Here is a 20,935-nt window from a genome sequence, read left to right on the forward strand (position 1 = left end):
AGGGCCGCGGGATCCGACGGTGCCTCCTGGCCGGAGGCGCGGGCGCACGGGACGCCCCGTGCTTTCAGGCGCGCACTGGATCAGGCTTACGCCAGGGCCAGGCTCCCCGGTCGCTGCAACCTGTGATCATGGTGCGGTGGATGAACATGGGACCAGTGTAGCAAAGGCCGCCGCGCCGCCAAGCGGTGGCCCCGGCCTGCGTCGGGTGGTGACGGACCGCTAGGTACGCGCCGCCGGGGCCGACACGAACAGGTTCAACCCGAGCCGCTGCGAGAGGAAGCGCGTGGCCAGCTGGCCGCGCACGCTGTTGCCCGCCGCATCCAGCGGCGGCGAGTAGGTGGCGACGGCGCCCTTGCCGGGGGCGACGGTGACGATGCCACCGCTCACCCCGCTCTTGCCCGGCAATCCGACGTCGTACAGCCAGGTGCCCGAACGTTCGTACAGGCCCGCGGTGGCCATGACCGCCAGCACGTGGCTGCAGGTGGTCGCCGACACCACCTGCTCGCCGGTCAGCGGGTTCACGCCTCCGCCCGCCAGCGTCGCGCCCATCACGGCGAGGTCGCGGGCGGTCACCAGCAGCGAGCATTGCCGGGTGTAGACGTCGATGGCTTCATCGGGATCGCAGTACAGGCGCTCATAGCCGCGCAGCAGGTGCGCCAGGCCGGCGTTGCGCTGGTTGGTCGCGGCTTCCGACTGGTACACGCGCTCGTCGAAGCCGAGCGCCCGGCCGGCAAAGCGCGACAGCCCCTGCCGGACGTTCTGCCAGCGCTCCTGCGCGGTGCCGCCCGGCACCAGGCTGGTGGTGGCGATCGCGCCCGAGTTCACCAGCGGGTTGGTGGTGCGGTCAGGGCGCAGTTCCACCGCCATGATGGAATTGAAAGGCAGGCCGGTCGCGTCCACGCCCAGCCGCCTGGCGGCCTCGTCCGCGCCCAGCGCATCGCACACGAGCGCGAACGCGAACGGCTTGGAGACGCTCTGGATGGAAAACGGCAGCTCCGCGTCGCCCAGCGCAAACGCGTCGCCGCGGGTGTTGGCCACGCAGATGCCGAACGAAGCGGGATCGGCCTCGGCCAGCGCGGGGATGTAGTCGGCGACCTGGCCGCCGCGCTCGTTGCGGAACTGGGCATACGCCGTCTCGATCAGCCCGAGGACTTCCTGTCGCGCGGGCAGCGTTCCGGTGGAGACGAAGGCCGGCGCGGGCGCCGGTTGGTGGGTGGGGGTGGGACTCATGGCATCCGGTGCTTGCTCGCGTGCGCTCAGGCGAGCGCCTTGCCCACCACCTCCCCGGTTTCCTTGGACAGGCCCGGGGTGGCCGCGATCTTCTGCAGCACCGCGCGCATCAGCGCCTGGCGCCTGGGCTCGAAGCGCCGGTAGCGCTCGAAGTTGCGCACCATGCGCGAGGCCACCTGCGGATTGATCGCGTCCAGCGCCAACGCCAGTTCCATCATCAGCTGGTAGCCCGAGCCGTCGGGCGAGTGGAAGGCGACGTGGTTGACCCCGAAGCTGCCCAGCAGCGCGTAGACCTTGTTCGGGTTCTTCAGCGTGAACGCCGGGTGCGTCGAGAGCTCGCGCACGCGATCCACCGTGCCCGGCAGCCGCGACAGCGCCTCCACGCCGAGCCACTTGTCCACCACCAGCGCCTCGTCTTTCCACTTGGCGTAGAAAGCGTCGAGCGCGGGCCGGCGCTCGGGGCAGTCGCAGTTGGCGATCGCGGACAGCGCCGCCATCGCGTCGGTCATGTTGGTGGCCTGCGCCAGCTGCGCGACGCACAGACCCCGCGCGGTCGCGTCGCCCAGGTCCACCAGGAAGGCGAGGCACAGGTTGCGCAGGGCGCGGCGGCCGCTGGACACCGCGTCCGGGCTGTAGGGGCCGGGCGTGGGGAAGGCCTCGTAGGTGCGCAGCAAGGGTTCGCGCAGCCGCTCGGCCAGGAACCTGCGCATGGCCAGGCGGACCTCGTGCACGGCCTGCGGATCGATCTCCGCCAGCTGCTCCGAAATCACCACTTCGGGCGGCAGCGCGAGCGCTTCCGCCGCGAAGGCCGGATCGTTGCCCGCATCCGCCAGCACCCGGCCGAACGCCTGCGCCAGGTAGTCCGGAAACTGCACCGGCTTGCCGGCGCGGTGGTCAGCCACGCCCTGCAGGAGCAGGTTCATGGCCAGCCGCTGGCCGGCCTCCCAGCGGTTGAAGGGATCGCTGTCGAAGCTGAGCAGGTGCTGCAGGGCGAGCTCGTCATAGGGGTAGTCGACGATCACCGGCGCCGAGAAGTCGCGCGCCAGCGAGGGCACCGGCTGCGCCGGCACGTCGAGGAAGCGGAACACCTCGGTCTCCTTGCGCAGCGACAGCACGGCGCTCTTGCCGCGGCTTTCCTTTTCGCCCTCCAGCCGCAGGGTCAGGTCGCGCCCCTGCGGATCCAGCAGTCCGACCGTGAGCGGCATGTGCATCGGTTGCTTGTCGAGCTGCCCCGGCGTCGGCGGGCAGCGCTGCGTGACGGTCAGCTCGTAGCAGCGGTTGGCGGCGTCGTAGCGATCGCGCACCGTCAGCCGCGGCGTACCGGCCTGCGCATACCAGAGCCGGAACTGCGAGAGGTCCAGGCCGCCCGCCTCCTCGATCGCATCCACCAGGTCGTCGGTGGTGACCGCCTGCCCGTCGTGCCGCTTGAAGTACAGGTCGATGCCCTGGCGGAACTTCGCGGGGCCGGCCAGCGTGTGCATCATGCGCACCAGCTCCGCCCCCTTGGCGTAGATGGTCGCGGTGTAGAAGTTGCTGACCTGCTGGTAGGCCTGCGGCCGCACCGGGTGCGCCATCGGGCCGCCGTCTTCCGGGAACTGCCCGGTGCGCAGGTTGCGCACCGCCTGGATGCGCGCCACCGGCCGCGAGTAGCGATCGCCCGCGTACTGCTGCTCGCGGAACACGGTAAGGCCTTCCTTCAGCGCGAGCTGGAACCAGTCGCGACAGGTCACCCGGTTGCCGGTCCAGTTGTGGAAGTACTCGTGGGCCACCGTGCGGTCGATGAAGGTGAAGTCCCAGTCGGTGGAGATGTCCGAACGGGCGAGCACCAGCTTGGTGTTGAAGATGTTCAGGCCCTTGTTCTCCATCGCCCCGGCGTTGAAGTCGCCCACGGCAACGACGTTGTATTCGTCGAGGTCCACTTCCAGGCCATAGGTGTCCTCGTCCCACTTCATCGCATGCTTGAGCGATGCCATGGCGAAGACGCCCTGGTCCAGCTTGCCGGCCTCCACGAAGAACTGCAGCTTCACGTTGCGGCCCGAACGCGTGCGGAAGCTGTCCTGCGCCCGATCGAGCTTGGCGGCGACCACGGCGAACAGGTACGAGGGCTTCGGGAACGGATCTTCCCACCTGGCCCAGTGGCGGCCACCGCCTTCCTCGCCCTGCGCGACCATGTTGCCGTTGGCCAGCAGCATCGGGTAGCGCTCGCTGTCGGCGTGCAGCGTGACGGTGTAGCGCGCCATCACGTCGGGCCGGTCAAGGAAGGGCGTGATGCGGCGGAAGCCTTCCGCCTCGCACAGGCTGAAGAAGCCGGTGCTGGACGTGTAGATGCCCATGAGCTTGGTGTTGCTCCGGGGATGGATCCGGCTCACCGTGGTGATGGTGAAAGCTTCGGGTGCGTCGCGCACCACCAGGTGGCGCTCCGTGACGTGCCAGCGCTCGGCCGGCAGGCGCTGGCCATCGAGGGTCACCGATTCGACGGTGACCTCGTCCAGGTCCAGCGTCAGCGCGGGATGCGGTTCCGTGGCCGCGGGGTTGCGGCGCACCGTGAGCGTCGCTTCCACGCGCGCCTCGTCTTCGCTGGCCAGGTCGATGTCGAGGACGACCTGCGGGATCAGGAAGGCCGGCGGCCGGTAGTCCTTCAAGTAGGTGGTGTGGGCAGCTGCGTTCATGTCAAAGCTCCGGATCGGTTTGCGCGTCGAACACGACCATCTGCACGAACTGCAGCTTGGCCACCACGGGTTTCGACATCACGAAGGGATAGAAGTCGGGCTGGCCCAGGCTGCGTGCCAGTTCGTTGAGCAGCATGGTCATGCGCAGCCAGGCGTTGAGCAGTTGCAGGAAGCGGTCGGCGTTCGGGTCGGCCGGCGCGTACAGGGCGTCCTTGCCGAAGGGCTGCACCCGCCCCTCGTTGCGCTCCAGGTTCACGCCGTAGCCAACTGCGGTACCCAGGCTGTCCACCACGTGCATGTAGTGCGCCCAGGTCTCGGCCCAGTCCTCCCAGGGATGCATCGTCGCGTAGGAGCTGATGAACGACTCGGGCCAGTTCGCAGGCGGCCCCTGCTCGTAGTTGCGCTTGATCGCCTCCGCGTAGCTCGCGCGCTCGTCGCCGAACAGCTGGCGGAACGGCTCCAGCCACTTGCGGTCCCAGATCAGGCGGTCCCAGTAGTAATGGCCGATCTCGTGGCGGAAGTGGCCCAGCAGCGTCCGATAGGGCTCGCGCATCGCATGGCGGATCGCCTCGCGCTTCGAATCGTCGGCCTCCTCCACGTTCAGCGTGATCAGGCCGCTGGCGTGGCCGGTCATCACCTGCGGCCCCTTGGGCGGCGAGCGCAGGAAGTCGAACATCACGCCCTGCTCGGGATCGTCGTGCACCTTGGAGCGCACCGGCAGGCCCATGGCGATCAGCTGCGAGACCAGGCGCCGCTTGGCACCCTCGATGGCGTGCCAGTAGCGCGCGTTGTCGGCGTCCTTCAGGTCGGGAATCGTGCGATTCAAGCGGCAGGCCACGCAGTGCGTCTTGGGATTGGCCGCGTACATCATCCAGTTGCAGGCGGCCGGCGATTCGCGGTTGCCGCAGAACTTCAGCACGTCCTTGCGTCCTTCGGCACGCCAGGTCCCGGGCTCCGGCCCGGCGTCGAGCGCAGCGATGCGGCCCTCGTCGGGCAGGTAGCCAAGCTGGGACTTGCAGGACAGGCACTGGGTGTTGTTGAAGAACACCGGGTTGCCGCAGCGGCACTGGTAGAAGCGGGAATGGCGGGCCAGGCGCTCCTGGGTCGACGTGGGCTGGGCGAGCCGGTCGCCGAGCGACTGCATCAGTTCTGACATGGGGAAACCTCCGATAGCTGCCCTCCTTTTACGCGGCCGGAGGCCGGATGTAACTTGGACCAAGGGTCCATGTCAGCGGTAGGAGGATCCGGCGCCGGTCACCTTTGCGACGGGCGTCCCGGTCCAGACCGGTCCCCGCGGACTGGACGCTGGAGGAAAAAGCGGCTGGGCCGGCGTGCTCAGCGCCCCGCCCACAGCGCCGCCACCTCGGCCAGCGAGTCGACGAAAGCGTCGGCGTCCACGTCGCGCACCGGCTCGCCGTGGTTGTAGCCGTAGGTGACCAAGACCACCGGGCAGCCCGCCGCCCGGGCCGCGGCCGCGTCGTTGCGCGAGTCGCCCACCATCAGCGTTCGCGCCGGGGATGTGCCCAGGGCCTGGCAGGTCAGCAGCAGCGGCAGCGGATCCGGTTTCTTGCGCTCGAAGGCGTCGCCGCCGTAGACCCGCTCGAAACTGGCGTCCAGGCCCTTGGCCGCCAGCAGGTCCCGGGCGAACTCGCCCGGCTTGTTGGTGAGGCAGGCCAGGCGAAGCCCCGCGGCTCGCAGCCCCGCCAGCCCCTCCTGGACGCCGGGATACACGGCGGCCCAGCGGCCGTTGAGGCCGCGGTAGGCGTCCTGGTAGCGGTCCCACGCCAGGTCATACAAGCCGGGAGGCGCTCCCACGTGGGACAGGGTTTCGCGGATGAGGTGCTCGGAGCCCTGGCCGATGAAGCCGGCGACGGTGCCGGCGTCGACTTCGGGCTGCGCCAGGTCCCGCAGCATGATGTTCAGCGCCGCGTGGAAGTCCCCGAGCGTGTCGACCAGGGTGCCGTCGAGATCGATGATCGCCGCGCGAGGCGGCAGGAAGCTGACAACGGGCATGCGGCCGAGCATAGCGGCCGGACCGGGTCGGACCGGCTCAGCGGCTGTGCCGGCTGCTGCTGCCTTCGTAGTCGCGGTCGGGCTGCACGCGCATCCAGTCGGTGCGCGTCGCACCGCTGCTCAGTCCCTGCGCCTGCTGCACGGTCTGGATCGGGCCGCTGCGAACGTAGCCGACGACCTCGCGCTGCCGCTCCGGATCGAGCGGCGCGAAGCCGCGGCCCAGGCTGCAGTGCTGGCGATACAGGGTGGAGTCGCTGGACGGCATGGAAAGGTCTTCGTGGAGGGACTGGGAGGCGTCAGGGCTTGCGGCCATTGAGCCCGCGATCCACCCTGCCGGACGTCAGTGCATCCGACATCGCCGCGTAGGAATTGTCCGACGCTCTCCTCAGGCCGCCACCTGCTCCACCATCGGACGCGCCCAGTGCCGGTGCCGGCCGATCGCCGCGATGAAATCCTGGGCCATCTGCAGTCGCGTCGTGGGTTCGTTGGTGCCGATCACCACGCCATCCGGCGGCGCGTCGCCCTGCGCCAGGCCCGCGCGCTGCAGCAGTTCCACCGATTCGCCGATCAGGCACAGCGGTTTGCAGTGCTTGTACGCCTCCAGCACGAAGCGGGTGGCGGCCCCGTCGGCCAGCAGCGCCTGTGCGCTTGCCGCACCGGCCGGGACGAGCACGGCGTCGAACATCACCGACGGCATGGCCTGGAAGGTATGGTCCACCGGCACCTGCTGGCCGGAGGAAGAGGCGACGACGCCCAGGTGCGCGGCGACCACCTTGGTGACGGCGCCGGCGTCCAGCAGCGCCTGCTGGATCACCTTGAAGGCGCCGAGCTCCACGCCCGGCGCCATGACGATCGCCACCCGGCGCGTGGCGATGGTGGTGCCGCTGGCGTCCATGCTGAGCGAGGGCGCGCTTTCCAGCGCCGGCTTGCCGCGCGGCTCGCGAAAGCCCGCCTGCCCGGCGGCCGCGCGCGGATCCGGCGGACCGATGCCCAGGGGTTCGGCGACCTTGCGCGCCAGCCGCATGTCCACGTGCGCGAGGTTGTCCACGATGCGCTGGCGGATCGCCGGCGTCTCGACGCGCGACAGCTCGTACTGGAAGGCCGCGATGATGTGCTCCTTCTCGCAGCTGCCCTGGCTGTTCCAGAACAGCGTGGCCTGGGAGAAGTGATCGTCGAAGGTGGGGCTGCGCCGCCGCTGCTGGGGCGACTCCAGGTCTTCTTCCAGCGTCTGGAAGCCCTGTTCGCCGCCGTCGACCCGGAACTCGGAACCGCTGCCCAGCGTGTTCGGCTCGTAGGCCACGCGGCCGCGCGGGATGCCCGTGCGCTGCAGGCCGTCGCGCTGGAAATTGTGCACCGGGCACACGCCCCGGTTGATCGGCAGCTCCGCATGGTTGGGCCCGCCCAGGCGCGCCATGTGGGCGTCGGTGTAGGCGGCGAGCCGGCCCTGCAGCAGCGGGTCGTTGCTGAAGTCGATGCCGGGCACCAGGTTGCCGGGATGGAAGGCGACCTGTTCGGTCTCTGCGAAGAAATTCTCCGGGTTGCGATTGAGCACCAGCCGGCCGACCGTCAGCAGCGGCACCACCTCCTCCGGCAGCAGCTTGGTGGCATCGAGCAGATCGAAGCCCAGCTTGGCGGCGCGGTCCTCGTCGATGATCTGCAGCGCCAGCTCCCACTCCGGGAAGTCGCCCTTCTCGATCGCCTCCCACAGGTCGCGGCGATGGAAATCGGGGTCGCGCCCGGCGATCGTCTGTGCCTCCTCGCGGGCCAGCGCGTGCCGACCCAGCTTGGGACGCCAGTGGAACTTGACGAAGGAGGAGGCGCCGCGGGCGTTGACCAGGCGAAAGGTGTGCACGCCGAAGCCGTCCATCATGCGGTAGCTGCGGGGCAGCGCCCGGTCGGACATGAGCCACAGCAGCATGTGCGAGCTCTCGGGCATCAGCGACACGAAGTCCCAGAAGGTGTCGTGCGCGCTGGACGCCTGCGGCATGCCGTGGTGCGGTTCCGGCTTCATCGCGTGGACCAGGTCCGGCAGCTTCATCGCGTCCTGGATGAAGAAGACCGGCATGCTGCTGCCCACCAGGTCGTAGTTGCCCTCTCGCGTGTAGAACTTGACGGCGAAGCCGCGGGCATCGCGCACGGTGTCGGCGGAGCCCTGCCCGCCGATGAAATTGGAGAAGCGCACGAACACCGGTGTGCGGCTGCCCACTTCCTGCAGGAAGTCGGCGCGGGTGTATTCGACCATCGGGCGTGTCAGCTCGAAGTAGCCGTGCGCGGCCGCCCCGCGCGCGTAGATCACCCGCTCCGGAATCCGTTCGTGGCTGAAGTGCGCGAGCTTCTCGCGCAGCAGGAAGTCCTGCAGCAGCCCGGGGCCGCGCGCGCCGGCCTTCAGTGAATTGTGGTTGTCGGGAAGCACCACCCCCTGGCTGGTGGTGAGCAGGTTTTCCGGCGACTGGGTGAAGGCTTCAAGCTGTTTCTGGCGGGTGGCGACAGCGTCGCCGGGTTTCGTCTTTCGCGAGCCTTCCGCGCGGGAAGAGGCCATGGATCACTCCTGTTGTGTTGCGGCCGGACCGGGGACGGCGTGTCCGGCCCGGGCGGCGCCATGGCAGTGCGGCGTACCGCTCAGTTGGGGTCGAGGTCGAAAACCGCTTCGAGCGACCGCGCGAGCGCGGCAATCGCCAGCACTCCCACGCCACTGGCGGCGATCCATGTCAGCCACGCAGGAAACTCAGGTGCGATCTCCATCCGCTTCTCCCATCGACCATGCTTCGTGTCGGTCCCTCATTGGAGCAAGCCTCAGCCGGGCTGACCGTAGCCCTTCAGCGGGCGCATTTGTGGGGAGAAGCCGTCAGGCCCCGTAGGAGCCATCCCACATCCTGATGGGCATCCCGCCGTCGACGCGGCTTCGCGTCCTACCGTCGCGCCGTGACGCGGGCCGCAGGATGCTGCAACTGGAGAAGCACGATGAGCGGAATCAAGGAACAACGCGACGACGACGCGGTGCGCGCCTCGGAGGGCAACACCGTAACCGCGCAGGGCGAGGCGTCCGCGCCCAAGGCGCGCACGCCGAACGAACACGACGAATCGGCCGACAGCCAGGCCACCGACAACCCCGCCGTGCGCCGGACGGGCGAAATCGCGCACGACGCCGTGGTGCAGGGCCAGCAGGACACCAGCAAGGCGCAGGAGAGCGATGCGGCCTACCGGCAGCTGCGCAAGGACGCGGCGTCGGCGCCGCAGCCGGCGCGCAAGGGCGACGGTAGCGGGCGCTAGCCGCGCAGCTGGGCGCGCATCGTGTCGATGACGCCGCGGTAGTCGGGCTTTCCGAAGATGGCGCTGCCGGCGACGAAGGTGTCGGCCCCGGCCGCCGCGATCCGCGCGATGTTGTCCGCCTTGATGCCGCCGTCGACCTCCAGCCGGATGTCGCGGCCGCTCGCATCGATGCGCTTGCGCGCCAGCTCGATCTTGCGCAGCGCCGAATCGATGAAGCTCTGTCCCCCGAAGCCGGGGTTCACGCTCATGATCAGGACGAGGTCGAGGTCGTCGATCACCCAGTCCAGCACGTCCAGCGGCGCCGCCGGATTGAAGGTGAGCCCCGCCTTGCAGCCGGCCGCCTTGATCGCCTGGACGCTGCGGTGCACGTGCGCGGAAGCATCGGGATGGAAGCTGATGTAGTCCGCGCCGGCCTCGGCGAAGGCCTGGGCCAGGGCGTCGACGGGCTGCACCATCAGGTGCACGTCGATCGGCACCGGCGTGCCATCGGGCTTCTTCGCGTGCGGCTTGAGCGCGGCGCACACCATGGGCCCGAAGGTGAGGTTGGGCACGTAATGGTTGTCCATCACGTCGAAATGGATCCAGTCGGCACCGGCGGCGATCACGTTGCGGACCTCTTCGCCCAGGCGCGCGAAGTCGGCGGACAGGACGGACGGGGCGATGCGGTAGGTGCGCGTGCTCATGTCACGGATTGTCGCCGACGCGCGCGGCGGTCGCGGCGGGTTTAGCATTCGCCCCCATGGCCCGTTACGCCTTCCAGGTCCAAGTCCAGCCGCAGTACCTGCCCGAGCAATCCTCGCCGGCGCAGGGCCTCTGGAGCTTCGCCTACACCATCACCATCCGCAACACGGGCGAAGTGCCCGCGCAGCTGATCTCGCGCCACTGGCGCATCACCAACGAACTCGGCGAGATCGAGGAAGTCAAGGGTCTCGGCGTGATCGGCCAGCAGCCGCTGCTGCGCCCCGGGGAGTCGTTCGAATACACCAGCGGCTGTCGGTTGCGTACGGCCAGCGGCAGCATGCAGGGCAGTTATTTCTGCGTGGCCGAGGACGGCGAACGCTTCGAGGTGGACATTCCCCCCTTCATGCTGGACGACGGCAGCAGCCGCGTCCTGCACTGAAGGCGCACGGAGGGTCTCCATGGACGAACTGCTGGCGATCTGGGCCGAATGGCTCAGGCCATCGGCCGGCCTGCCCACCGTGCAGTGGTCGCTGCTGCTGGCGCTGGCCGCCGCCGCGGGCCACCTGCTGCAGCGCTACACCGGCCTGCCGAAGGTCGTGGGCTATTCCATCGTCGGCACGCTCGCCGGGCTGGCCGGCTTCTCCGGCGCCGCCTGGCCGCTGCAGGGCGTCGCGCTGTTTCTGCTGGAACTGGGCGTGGCGGTCGTGCTGTTCGAGTCGGGCGGCCGGATCGCGCTGCGCTGGTTCCGCTACAACCCGATGGTGCTGCTGCAAAGCGTGCTGGGTTCGGTGCTGACGGCGATCGCGGTCTACTACGTGCTGCGCTGGCTGGACGTGCGCGCCAGCGTCGCCGAAGGCCTGGCGCTGATCGCGATGGCGGCCTCGCCCGCCGTGCTCAGCCGCGTGGTGCTGGACACGGGCGCCGCCGGCCCGGTGACGGAACGCGCCATGGTGCTCTCCACGCTGAGCACCTTCTATGCGCTCACGCTGGTGAGCGCACGCGCCGGAACGCTGCACCGCGAACAGACCGGCCTGCTGTCGGCGCTGTACCCGGTCGCGGTCGTGCTGGGCGTGTCCTTCGTGGTCGGGGCGGTGCTCGCGCTGGCGCTGCGCACCGCATTGCGCATCATGAACCCGACCAGCGAGAACATGTCCATCCTGCTGATCTCGCTGATCGCGGCGGGCACGGCGCTGGCCGCGCACCTGGGCGGCTCGGCGCCGCTGGCCGCGCTGATCGGCGGACTCATGCTCAAGCAGCTGTACCCGCGCCCCTGGGCGTGGACCCGGCAGCTGGGCACGGCGGCCTCGCTGCTGACCATGCTGATGTTCGTGCTGGTGTCGGTGGTGGCCGCCAAGGCCGACTGGAATCCGGCCGTGGCGGGCCTGGTCGCCGCGCTGGTGGTCACCCGCGGGGCCTGCCAGATCGCCGGGGTCTCGCTGGCCAACTGGGGCAGCGGCACCAGCTGGCGCCAGGCCTTCTGGACCGGCTGCGCGATGTCGCCGATGTCCTCGATCGCCCTGCTGCTGGTGTCGCAGTTCGTGAGCTCCTCGATGTCGCTCGGGCCGCGCATCGCCAGCATCGCCCTGCCCGCCATCCTGATGATGGAGATCCTGGGCGCGATCATCGCCACCTTCGCGATCTATCGCGCCGGCGAGAGCCTCAAGCCCTGGGAGCCGCGGCCCGCCGCGCCGCTCGCTCCGGGAGAGCTGCGTGGATAAGCGCGTGGAACCGGTCGCCGCGCTGGAGGACTTCAGCCAGTCCGCCGCGCTTTCCCTCGGCGTGGAACTGGAACTGCAGCTGGTCAACACGCACGACTACGACCTCGCGCCCTACTCCGACGAGATGCTGCGGCTGATGGCGAAGATCCCGCTGCCGGGTTCGGTGGTGCCGGAGATGACCTCCAGCATGATCGAGATCTCCACCGGCGTGTGCCACTCGTGCAGCGAGGTGCTGGGGCAGCTGTCGCAGATCCGCGATGCGCTGGTGCGCTGCGCCGACAAGCTGAACATCGCCTGCGTGGGCGGCGGCACGCACCCGTTCCAGCAGTGGCACGAGCAGCGCATCTACGACCGCCCGCGCTTTCGACAGCTGTCGGAGCTGTACGGCTACCTGTCCAAGCAGTTCACGATCTTCGGGCAGCACGTTCACGTGGGCTGCCCGGACGCGGACAGCGCGCTGCTGATGCTGCACCGGATGTCGCGCTACATCCCGCACTTCATCGCGCTGTCGGCGAGTTCGCCCTTCGTGCAGGGCCAGGACACGCAGTTCGACTCCGCGCGCCTGAATTCGGTGTTCGCCTTCCCGATGTCCGGGCGCGCGCCCTTCACCCTCAGCTGGGACGAGTTCGGCAAGTGGTTCGCCAAGAGCACGCGCACCGGGGTGGTCAAGAGCATGAAGGACTTCTACTGGGACATCCGTCCCAAGCCGGAATACGGGACCATCGAGATCCGCGTGTTCGACACGCCGCTGACCGTCGAGCGTGCCGCGGCGCTGTCCGGCTTCGTCCAGGCGCTGGCCGCCTGGTTCCTCGAGGAGCAGCCGTTCCTGCCCGAGGAGGACGACTACATGGTCTACACCTACAACCGCTTCCAGGCCTGCCGCTTCGGCCTGGAGGCAGTGTACGTGGAGCCGCAGAGCGGCGAGCAGGTGCCGCTGCGCGAGCACATCGCGCGCACGCTCGAGCGCGTGCAGCCGCATGCCGCGAGGCTCGGCGCCGGCGCCGCGATCGAGCTGCTGCGCGAGAGCACCGAAAGCGGCATGAACGACGCCCGCTGGCAGCGCCACACGTACGCGCGCGAACGGCTGCTGGCGGAGATGGTGCGGCAGGCGGCCGAGCGGTTCCGGGGGCGCGAGCCCAGGCGGTAAGCTCGCGGTCCCATGGGCGAGTTCGACCTCATCGCACGCTATTTCACCCGGCCCGCACGGCGCAATCCGCTCGGGGTCGGGGACGACTGCGCGCTGCTGCGCCCGGCCGCCGGCATGGACCTCGCGGTCTCCACGGACATGCTGGTGGAGGGCCGCCACTTCCTGTCCACCGTGGCTCCGCATGCCTTGGGCCACAAGGCGCTGGCGGTGAACCTGAGCGACCTCGCGGCCTGCGGCGCGCAGCCGCTCGCATTCACGCTGGCGCTGGCGCTGCCGCAGGTAGACGAGGCCTGGCTCGCGGGCTTCGCCGAGGGCCTGTTCGCGCTGGCCGATGCGCACGACTGCGAACTGGTGGGCGGCGACACCACCCGCGGCCCGCTGACGATCGGCATCACCGTGTTCGGCGAGGTGCCCGCCGGCCAGGCGCTGCTGCGCTCGGGCGCGCGCGCCGGCGACGATGTCTGGGTCAGCGGCACGCTGGGCGACGCCCGGCTCGCGCTGGAAGCGTTCCGCGGCACGGCCTCCCTGCCGCAGGCCGTGTTCGCGGCGGCGCGCGAACGCATGGACCGCCCGCAACCGCGCGTCGCGCTGGGCCTCGCGCTGCGCGGCATCGCCACGGCGGCCATCGACGTGAGTGACGGCCTGCTGGGCGACCTGGCCCACGTGCTGGAGCGCTCGCGGGTGGGTGCCACCATCGACCTCTCGGCTGCGCCGCGTCTGCTGGCGGCGGGCGCGCAGGGCCTGGCCTTGCCACCTGAACGCGTGCAAGACCTGGTGTTCGCCGGCGGCGACGACTACGAGCTCGCCTTCACGGCGGCGCCGCAGCACCGCGCCGCCGTCGAAGCGGCCGCGGCGCAGGCCGCGACCCCGGTGACGCGCATCGGCCGCATCGAAGCCGATCCCGGATTGCGCCTGCTGGATGCGCAGGGCCGACCCGTGCAGCGCCGCTTCGCCGGCTTCGACCACTTCGGGACATGAAGGCCTGGCTCGTCGCGCTGCTGGTGGCGCTCGCGCCCGCGCTGCACGCAGCGACCTTCAGCGGCACGGTGACCCACGTGACCGACGGCGACACGCTGTGGGTGCGACCCGCTGCCGGTGGCGAGCCGGTGCAGATCCGCCTGGTCGACCTGGATGCGCCCGAGGGCTGCCAGACCTATGGCCCCGAAGCCAAGCACGCCCTGCGCGAACGGGTGCTGCACCAGAAGGTCCGCGTGCGCACTCGCGGTGTGGACGATTACGAGCGGGTGCTCGCGCGCATCGACCACCGCGGCCAGGACGTCAACGCCTGGCTGGTGCGCTATGGCTACGCCTGGTCCATGAGCTTCCATGGCAAGCGGGGACCTTATGCGGCGCTGGAGGAGCAGGCGCGCAGCGAGCGCAAGGGCCTCTGGTCGTTGCCGGGCGCGACCGACCCGCGCAGCTTCCGCAAGCGCCACGGGCGCTGCCAGTAGCGGCGCTACCATTGCGCCGATGTCCGACGCCAGCCTCGCCCCCGAGCCCCTGCGGCCGCCGCCGCTGCGGCCGACGGTGGGCTTCATGCTGTCGCACCCGGCGCACCTGGTGGCGCTCGGTTTCGGCAGCGGCCTTGCGCGGGTCGCGCCCGGCACCTTCGGAACCTTGTGGGCCTGGCTCACCTTCATCGCCCTGCAGCACTGGCTGGAGCCGGCCGAGATCGGCGAACTGATCGCGCTGTCCCTGGCCCTGGGCTGGTGGGCCTGCACCGTCACCGCACGCCACCTGCGCATTGCCGATCCGTCGGCCATCGTGTGGGACGAGATCGTCTGCTTCTGGCTGGTGCTGTGGGTGGTGACGCCGGAGGGCTGGGCCGGCCAGCTGGTGGCCTTCCTGCTGTTCCGTTTCTTCGACGCGGTGAAGCCCGGCCCGGTAGGCTGGGCGGACAGCCACTTCAAGGGCCCCGGATGGCGGGGCGGCTTCGGCATCCTGGTCGACGACCTGGTCGCGGCCTTCTGCACGCTGCTGGTGCTGGCGCTGTGGAGGACCTGGGGGTGAGCACGCGCGCGCTCTGCGAACGACTCGCCCAGGTGCTGCAGGCGCGCGGCTGGATGCTCGCGACCGCCGAAAGCTGCACCGGCGGCCTGATCGCCGCCGCCTGCACCGACCTGAGCGGCTCCAGCAACTGGTTCGAGCGCGGCTTCGTCACCTATTCCAATGCCGCGAAGACGGAGCTGCTGGGCGTGGATCCGGTCCTCATCGCCCAGCAAGGCGCGGTGAGCGAGCTGGTCGCGCGCGCCATGGCATTCGGCGCCGTGCGTCATTCGCAGGCGCAGGTGAGCGTGGCCGTCACCGGCGTGGCCGGGCCCACCGGCGGCACGCCGCTGAAGCCGGTCGGCCTGGTCTGGTTCGGCTTCCAGGTGAACGGGCAGCTCAGCAGCGAGACGCGCACCTTCCCCGGCGACCGCGCCGCCGTGCGTACCGCCACCGTGGAACACGCCTTGCAAAGGTTGCTGGATCTGCTTTCCTGACTGGAGGGACGGCCATGGACTGGTTCGAGGGCTTCGACAGCGAGGATTTCGCGGTCGGCGGCGACCGCATTCATGCTCGCCTTGGCGGCCGTCCCGACCAGCCGGCGCTGGTCCTCGTCCACGGCTTTCCACAGTCCCACGCGATGTGGCGCCGGGTCGCGCGCAGCCTCGCCGAAGACTTCTTCCTGGTGCTGCCGGACCTGCGCGGCTATGGCGACTCGATGAAGCCGCCCGGCCTGCCCGACCATGCGAACTACAGCAAGCGGGCGATGGCGCAGGACATCGTCGACGTGATGCAGGCGCTCGACCGGCCGCATTTCTTCCTGTGCGGCCACGACCGGGGGGCCCGCGTTGCCCACCGCCTCGCCGTCGACCACCCGCAGCGGGTGGACCGGCTGGCGCTGATCGACATCGCGCCGACGCTGGACATGTACGAGGCCACGGACATGGCCTTCGCGCGCAGCTACTACCACTGGTTCCACCTGATCCAGCCGGCGCCGCTGCCCGAGAAGATGATCGGCGGCGACGCCCGCTTCTACCTGCGCGCCAAGCTGGGCGGCTGGGGATCGGCCGGGGTGGCGCACATCGAACCGCAGGCGCTGGCGGAGTACGAGCGGTGCTTTTGCCGCGCCGAAGCCATCCATGCGGCCTGCGAAGACTATCGGGCGAGCGCCGGCATCGATCTGGAGCACGACCGCGACAGCCGCGCACGGAATCAGCGCATCGCGTGCGACACCTTGGTGCTCTGGGGAGAGAAAGGGGTGGTGGGACGGCTGTTCGACCCGATGGCGCTGTGGCAGGCGCAATGCGCCGGCACCGTGAGCGGGCACATGCTGCCCGCCGGCCACTTCATTCCTGAGGAACTGCCTGGCCCGACGGCCGATGCGCTGCGCGCTTTCTTCGGTTGACGAGCCTCGGCAGCAGGAAGGTGCGGCGCAGGCTCTCGGCGGCCGTGGCCAGGGTGGACTTCATGTCGTGCCCGAGGCTCGCGAGCTCCTGGTCGAGCTCTTCGATCCGGTCGCTCCAGCGTCCCGACTGCATCTGCTCCGCCTCCAACACCCGGCGCAGCGCAAGCAGATTGCGCACCAGGCGCGCCTTGCGTTCTTCGGGGCTGGGGACTTCGGTCAAGGGGGTGGCTCTTTTCACGTCAGTAGCATCACACGTGCCAGAGATCGGACTTGTCGGAACAGGACGTCACGCACATTCGCCGGGACCTACCGCGCGCGTAGTACTCAGGCCCGGGCCAGCGCCAGCCGGCCGCTACCTCGGCAAGGGAGGCAGGACAGGTAGACCATCCCCGGCGCCGGCTCCAGGGCCGGTTCGAAACGGAACCAGCCGCCGGCACCGAGGCATTCCCGGCACGCGCCCGGATCCGGCGCGGCGGCGGGCGAGGTTTCCGGCAGGGTTTGCGCTTGCGGGACCAGGGAGTGGGACATGGCGTGGGGGATGGAATGTCGCAATCCCCCACGCTAGCGCCACCGGAAGCGGCCGAAGTAGTCGGCGGGAATCGTGACGCGTAGGAGGGCGGCGCTTCCGCTCTTTACGCGGTGAGGCAAGCGGTTGCGGTGACCTGCAGCAAGGCCAGGCGCTTGCGCATCCGCAGCACCTCGTAATCCTTGCTCAGCAGCAGGCACTGGTGCGCGACCGCCAGGTCGATGAACTTCTGGTCGTCCGGATCGCCGCAGGTGAGCGGCGCCTTGGCGGCGGGCTCGACCAGCCGCACGTGGCGGTCGAAGTCGTCCAGCACCTGCCCGGCGGCACCGCGATGGAAGGCGACGCGGGGGGCGAGCTTGGGATAGGCGAGCACGCGCGCCAACTCCTCGCGCATGGAGGCCGTCGCCAACCACAGCAGCGTGCCCGCCTGCAGTCCCTGCGACACCGGCTGCGCCTGCGGATCGCGGAAGACCAGCAGGTCCAGCACGATGTTGGTGTCAAGAACCAGCTGCATCCCGGGTGCGGGCCGAGCCCGCGACCATGTCGAAGCGGAACAGCCGGCACTCGATGGGACCGTTCCACATCGGCACGCGCCGCGATTCCTTCAGCCGCATGCGCGTCGGCAGCTTGGCATCGGGCGACAGCACCCAGGCGGTCCAGCCCGGGTAATGGCGCTTCCAGTGGGAGGCCAGTTGCGCGAAGAAGTCGCCGGCATTCTCCATCTGCGCCTGCTCGCGGCCGCCGCGTCCCCGGCCGGCGACGCCCCCGGCTTCGATGCGCTCGCCATAAGGCGGATTGAGCAGCAGCAGGCCCGGCGTCTCGCTCGGCGGCATGCGCTGCAAGGCATCCCCGCCGCGCAACTGCACGGCGTGGGCGACCCCCGCGCGCTCGGCGTTGCGCTGGGCGAAGTCGACCATGCGAAAGGCGACGTCGCTGCCGAACACCGGTGCGGTCGGTGCGCGCCGCGCGGCCTGGGCCTCGGCCTTGATCGCAGCCCAGTCGCCGGCGCTGTGCGGCTTCAGCCGCTCGAAGCCGAAGCGGCGCAGCAGCCCCGGCGCGATGTTGCAGGCGATCTGCGCGGCTTCGATCGCGATGGTGCCGCTGCCGCAGCAGGGGTCGTAGAGCGGCACGGTCGCGTCCCAGCCGCTGGCGGCGAGCATCGCCGCGGCGAGCGTTTCCTTCAACGGCGCCTCGCCCTTGTCCTCGCGCCAGCCGCGCTTGAACAGCGGTTCGCCGGAGGTGTCGATGTACAGCGTGAGCGCCTCGGCGGCCAGGTGGCCGAAGATGCGCGCGACCGGCCGCTGCGTGTCCACGTCCGGGCGGGCGCCGCTGCGGTCGCGGAATCGGTCGGCCACCGCGTCCTTGATGCGCAGCGCCGCGAAGTTCAGGCTCTTCAGCGGGCTCTGGTGCGCGGTCAGTTCGATCTTGAAGCTGTCGCGCGTGCCGAACCATTCTTCCCACGGCACTCCCGCCGCGGCCTCGTACAGGTCCTGCTCGGCGCGGTAGGGGCCGTGCCACAGCTCCACCAGCACGCGCTGCGTCAGGCGGCTGTGCAGGTTCAGCCGCATCACTTCCGGCCAGGTCGCCAGCAGCTGCACGCCGCCGCGGGAGCTGCGCATTTCCCTGGCTGCGCCCGCGCAGATGCGGGTCACTTCCTCGGCCAGCAAAGCCTCGACACCGGCTGCGCAGGGCAGGAACAGGCGGAGGTCGCGCATCAGGCCGCTCCCCCCGCGCGTGCCAACCGACCCGCGTGGGACATTCCGCTTCGCAGGCAGCAGCGAGCGTCTTCGGTGATTCGGGCGGCTCTCATAGTTCCTTGCGCAGGTTGGCCGGCGCGATCCGCAGCGCCTCGCGGTACTTGGCCACCGTGCGGCGCGCGCACTCGATGCCCTGTTCCTTGAGCATGTCCGAGATCTGGCTGTCCGACAGCGGCTTCTTCGCCTGCTCCGCCGCCACGAACTGCTTGATCAGGGCGCGCACGGCGGTGCTGGAGGCATTGCCCCCGGTCTCGGTGCCCAAGGCCGAGCCGAAGAAGTACTTCAGCTCGAAGGTGCCGAAGGGCGTGGCCATGTACTTGGCCGTGGTCACGCGCGAGATGGTCGATTCGTGCAGGCCCAGTTCGTCCGCGATCTCGCGCAGCACCAGGGGCCGCATCGCCAGCTCGCCGTGGATGAAGAAATTGCGCTGCCGCTCCACGATCGCGCCGGAGACGCGCAGGATGGTGTCGAAGCGCTGCTGGATGTTCTTGATGAACCAGCGGGCTTCCTGCAGCCGCTGCTGCAGCGCCTGGTGGCCTTCGCCGCGGTGCGCCTTGAGCGCGCCGGCGTAGACGTCGTGCACGCGCAGGCGCGGCACCACGTCGGGATTGAGCTGCACGCGGAAGTTCGACCGGGTGCCGCGGCCGACCTGCGTGACGATCACGTCGGGCACGATGATGTTGCGCTCGACATCGACGAAGCGGCGGCCGGGCTTCGGCTCCAGGCGGGTGATCAGCGCGATCCCCGCCTTCACCATCGCTTCGCTGCCGCCGCAGGACTGAGCCAGCCGCTTGACGTCGCGCTTGGCCAGCAGGTCGATCGGCTGCTGGCAGATCTTCATGGCGGTAGCGATCGACTCCTGGCCGGGCGCTTCCTCCAGCATGGTCTTCAGCTGCAGCAGCAGGCACTCGGCCAGCGTGCGCGCGCCGACGCCGGGAGGGTCCAGGTTCTGCAGCAGGTGCAACGCCATGGTGAAGCGCTGCACCAGCTCCTCCTGCTGCTCGAGGTCGTCCGGCGCCAGTCCCCGCGCGAGTTCTTCCAGCGGCTCCTCGAGGTAGCCGTCGTCGTTGAGCGACTCGATCAGGAAGCGCAGGGCCATCCGGTCTTCCTCGGAAAGGCGCAGCGTCAGCGCCTGCCGGTGCAGCCAGGACTGCAGGGACTCGTTGCCGCGCGCGAGGTCGGTCGCTTCGACATCGTCCTCGTCGCCCGTGTTGTTGCGGCGCGCGGGCGCCTCGCCGCCCCACTCGCCGTCGTCCGGCACCGTCTCCGTGGTGCCGTCGCCTTCCCAGTTGGGGGTGCTGTCGTCACCGAACTCGGCGGGCTCCGCCTCCGGGGTCGACGCGGACGGTGCCTCGCCGGCCGGCGCGGCGAGCTCGAAGCTGCTTTCGCCCTCGCCCTGGCCTTCGGGTTCGTCCGCCGCGCGCACCGCATCGCAGGTGGCGATGCCGAACTCCTCGCCGACGTCCTCCACCTGCGCTTCCAGGAAGGGGTTGTCGTCCAGCATCTGCTGGATCTCCTGGCTCAGCTCCAGCGTCGACAGCTGCAGCAGCCGGATCGACTGCTGCAGCTGCGGCGTGAGCGCCAGGTGCTGCGAAACGCGAAGGGAAAGCCCTTGCTTCATACGGCCGGCCGTCCCGCTTTCACATCCGGAAGTGCTCGCCGAGATAGACCCGGCGCACGTCGGCGTTGTTCACGATCTCCGAGGGCGTGCCCTGCGCCAGCACGCGCCCCTCGCTGATGATGTAGGCGTGGTCGCAGATGCCCAGTGTCTCGCGCACGTTGTGGTCGGTGATCAGCACGCCGATGCCGCGCGACTTGAGGAAGCTGATGATGCGCTGGATCTCGATCACCGCGATCGGGTCGATGCCGGCGAACGGCTCGTCCAGCAGGATGAAGCGCGGCTGGGTCGCCAGCGCGCGCGCGATCTCCACGCGCCGCCGCTCGCCGCCCGACAGCGCCAGGGCCGGCGAGTCGCGCAGGTGGTCCACCCGCAGGTCCTGCAGCAGCGCGGTCAGCCGGTGTTCGATCTCCGCGCCCGACAGCGACTTGCCGTCCGGACCGCGCTGCAGCTCCAGCACCGCGCGCACGTTGTCCTGCACGTTCAGCTTGCGGAAGATCGAGGCTTCCTGCGGCAGGTAGGACAGCCCGAGGCGCGAGCGGCGGTGGATCGGCATGTGCTCCACCGGCTGGCCGTCGATGGAAATTTCGCCGCCATCGGCCCGCACCAGGCCGACGATCATGTAGAAGGACGTGGTCTTGCCGGCGCCGTTGGGCCCCAGCAGCCCGACCACCTCGCCGTTCTTCACCGCCAGCGAGACGTCCTGCACGACCTTGCGGCCGCCATAGGATTTCTGCAGGTGGCGCGCTTCCAGCCGGCTCGTCGCGGCCTCCGCCACCCGGGCGGCGGCGGTCGCGGTCTCCACGTCTCCCATCAACGCTTCTCCTGACCGAGCGTGGTGGAAGGGCGCAGGCGCGCGGCCGGCGTCGCCGATGCGGGCGCGGCTGCGGGGGCGGACGCGGCAGAGGCCGGCAC

The 20,935-nt window shown here is 69.9% G+C and carries 23 protein-coding genes; 9 read left to right on the forward strand and 14 right to left on the reverse strand.

Annotated elements, in window-relative coordinates; all coding sequences use genetic code 11:
- Nucleotides 1–219 precede the first annotated feature (219 nt).
- From glsA to AC1DSA_RS03070, 7 genes are all read right to left on the reverse strand, one after another.
- Nucleotides 220–1,230: a glutaminase A gene (gene glsA, locus AC1DSA_RS03040; protein ID WP_477885885.1), complete on the reverse strand. Its 1,011-nt coding sequence runs from the start codon at nucleotides 1,228–1,230 to the stop codon at nucleotides 220–222.
- A 26-nt stretch (nucleotides 1,231–1,256) separates the two neighbouring features.
- Nucleotides 1,257–3,899, reverse strand: a complete 2,643-nt coding sequence (gene pepN / locus AC1DSA_RS03045) for an aminopeptidase N (protein WP_477885887.1) — start codon at nucleotides 3,897–3,899, stop codon at nucleotides 1,257–1,259.
- Between the two features lies 1 nt (nucleotide 3,900).
- Complete coding sequence (locus AC1DSA_RS03050; RefSeq protein ID WP_477885889.1) at nucleotides 3,901–5,055, reverse strand: zinc-binding metallopeptidase family protein; 1,155 nt, start codon at nucleotides 5,053–5,055, stop codon at nucleotides 3,901–3,903.
- Between the two features lie 179 nt (nucleotides 5,056–5,234).
- Nucleotides 5,235–5,912, reverse strand: a complete 678-nt coding sequence (gene gph / locus AC1DSA_RS03055) for a phosphoglycolate phosphatase (protein ID WP_477885891.1) — start codon at nucleotides 5,910–5,912, stop codon at nucleotides 5,235–5,237.
- A gap of 37 nt (nucleotides 5,913–5,949) precedes the next feature.
- Entirely contained in the window at nucleotides 5,950–6,177 is a 228-nt protein-coding gene (locus AC1DSA_RS03060; protein WP_477885893.1) for a hypothetical protein, read from the reverse strand.
- Nucleotides 6,178–6,297: 120 nt separating this feature from the next.
- Entirely contained in the window at nucleotides 6,298–8,451 is a 2,154-nt protein-coding gene (locus AC1DSA_RS03065; RefSeq protein WP_477885895.1) for a catalase, read from the reverse strand.
- A gap of 80 nt (nucleotides 8,452–8,531) precedes the next feature.
- Complete coding sequence (locus AC1DSA_RS03070) at nucleotides 8,532–8,654, reverse strand: hypothetical protein (protein ID WP_477885897.1); 123 nt, start codon at nucleotides 8,652–8,654, stop codon at nucleotides 8,532–8,534.
- A 219-nt stretch (nucleotides 8,655–8,873) separates the two neighbouring features.
- On the opposite strand from AC1DSA_RS03070, the gene AC1DSA_RS03075 reads away from it, so the two are divergent.
- Nucleotides 8,874–9,182 (forward strand): hypothetical protein, encoded by a 309-nt coding sequence (locus AC1DSA_RS03075; protein WP_477885899.1) that lies wholly within the window; start codon nucleotides 8,874–8,876, stop codon nucleotides 9,180–9,182.
- On the opposite strand, the gene rpe is transcribed toward AC1DSA_RS03075, so the two are convergent.
- Entirely contained in the window at nucleotides 9,179–9,865 is a 687-nt protein-coding gene (gene rpe / locus AC1DSA_RS03080; protein WP_477885901.1) for a ribulose-phosphate 3-epimerase, read from the reverse strand. The genes AC1DSA_RS03075 and rpe overlap by 4 nt on opposite strands.
- A 56-nt stretch (nucleotides 9,866–9,921) precedes the next feature.
- Here rpe and apaG point away from each other — a divergent pair, with 56 nt between their 5' ends.
- The 8 genes from apaG to AC1DSA_RS03120 are packed head-to-tail and all read left to right on the forward strand — an operon-like array spanning nucleotide 9,922 to nucleotide 16,119.
- Complete coding sequence (gene apaG / locus AC1DSA_RS03085; RefSeq protein ID WP_477885903.1) at nucleotides 9,922–10,302, forward strand: Co2+/Mg2+ efflux protein ApaG; 381 nt, start codon at nucleotides 9,922–9,924, stop codon at nucleotides 10,300–10,302.
- 19 nt (nucleotides 10,303–10,321) lie between these two features.
- Nucleotides 10,322–11,581, forward strand: coding sequence for a cation:proton antiporter (locus AC1DSA_RS03090; protein ID WP_477885905.1), 1,260 nt, complete (start codon nucleotides 10,322–10,324; stop codon nucleotides 11,579–11,581).
- Complete coding sequence (locus tag AC1DSA_RS03095; protein WP_477885907.1) at nucleotides 11,574–12,728, forward strand: YbdK family carboxylate-amine ligase; 1,155 nt, start codon at nucleotides 11,574–11,576, stop codon at nucleotides 12,726–12,728. The genes AC1DSA_RS03090 and AC1DSA_RS03095 overlap by 8 nt, the downstream gene beginning before the upstream one ends.
- A 12-nt stretch (nucleotides 12,729–12,740) precedes the next feature.
- Nucleotides 12,741–13,706 carry a thiamine-phosphate kinase gene (thiL, locus tag AC1DSA_RS03100; RefSeq protein ID WP_477885908.1) on the forward strand — a complete coding sequence of 322 codons (966 nt, stop codon included), beginning with the start codon at nucleotides 12,741–12,743 and terminating at the stop codon, nucleotides 13,704–13,706.
- Nucleotides 13,703–14,179, forward strand: a complete 477-nt coding sequence (locus tag AC1DSA_RS03105; RefSeq protein ID WP_477885910.1) for a thermonuclease family protein — start codon at nucleotides 13,703–13,705, stop codon at nucleotides 14,177–14,179. The genes thiL and AC1DSA_RS03105 overlap by 4 nt, the downstream gene beginning before the upstream one ends.
- 19 nt (nucleotides 14,180–14,198) lie before the next feature.
- Nucleotides 14,199–14,738, forward strand: a complete 540-nt coding sequence (locus AC1DSA_RS03110) for a phosphatidylglycerophosphatase A family protein (protein ID WP_477885912.1) — start codon at nucleotides 14,199–14,201, stop codon at nucleotides 14,736–14,738.
- Nucleotides 14,735–15,211 (forward strand): CinA family protein, encoded by a 477-nt coding sequence (locus AC1DSA_RS03115; RefSeq protein WP_477885914.1) that lies wholly within the window; start codon nucleotides 14,735–14,737, stop codon nucleotides 15,209–15,211. The genes AC1DSA_RS03110 and AC1DSA_RS03115 overlap by 4 nt, the downstream gene beginning before the upstream one ends.
- A gap of 14 nt (nucleotides 15,212–15,225) precedes the next feature.
- Complete coding sequence (locus AC1DSA_RS03120) at nucleotides 15,226–16,119, forward strand: alpha/beta fold hydrolase (RefSeq protein WP_477885916.1); 894 nt, start codon at nucleotides 15,226–15,228, stop codon at nucleotides 16,117–16,119.
- Here the strand turns inward: AC1DSA_RS03120 and AC1DSA_RS03125 are convergent.
- The 6 genes from AC1DSA_RS03125 to lptB form a co-directional block, all read right to left on the reverse strand.
- Nucleotides 16,061–16,339, reverse strand: a complete 279-nt coding sequence (locus AC1DSA_RS03125; protein ID WP_477885918.1) for a hypothetical protein — start codon at nucleotides 16,337–16,339, stop codon at nucleotides 16,061–16,063. The two genes, AC1DSA_RS03120 and AC1DSA_RS03125, sit on opposite strands and share 59 nt — an antisense overlap.
- A 104-nt stretch (nucleotides 16,340–16,443) precedes the next feature.
- Nucleotides 16,444–16,647 (reverse strand): hypothetical protein, encoded by a 204-nt coding sequence (locus tag AC1DSA_RS03130; protein ID WP_477885919.1) that lies wholly within the window; start codon nucleotides 16,645–16,647, stop codon nucleotides 16,444–16,446.
- Nucleotides 16,648–16,751: 104 nt separating this feature from the next.
- Entirely contained in the window at nucleotides 16,752–17,159 is a 408-nt protein-coding gene (locus AC1DSA_RS03135; protein ID WP_477885921.1) for a putative toxin-antitoxin system toxin component, PIN family, read from the reverse strand.
- Nucleotides 17,143–18,360: a THUMP domain-containing class I SAM-dependent RNA methyltransferase gene (locus tag AC1DSA_RS03140; protein WP_477885923.1), complete on the reverse strand. Its 1,218-nt coding sequence runs from the start codon at nucleotides 18,358–18,360 to the stop codon at nucleotides 17,143–17,145. Before AC1DSA_RS03140 ends, AC1DSA_RS03135 begins: the two co-directional genes overlap by 17 nt.
- Before the next feature lie 91 nt (nucleotides 18,361–18,451).
- Nucleotides 18,452–20,023 carry an RNA polymerase factor sigma-54 gene (locus AC1DSA_RS03145; protein WP_477885925.1) on the reverse strand — a complete coding sequence of 524 codons (1,572 nt, stop codon included), beginning with the start codon at nucleotides 20,021–20,023 and terminating at the stop codon, nucleotides 18,452–18,454.
- 19 nt (nucleotides 20,024–20,042) lie between these two features.
- Nucleotides 20,043–20,834, reverse strand: a complete 792-nt coding sequence (gene lptB, locus AC1DSA_RS03150) for an LPS export ABC transporter ATP-binding protein (protein WP_477885927.1) — start codon at nucleotides 20,832–20,834, stop codon at nucleotides 20,043–20,045.
- Nucleotides 20,835–20,935 lie beyond the last annotated feature (101 nt).

The sequence above is a fragment of the Ramlibacter sp. P4_H7 genome, assembly GCF_056400765.1.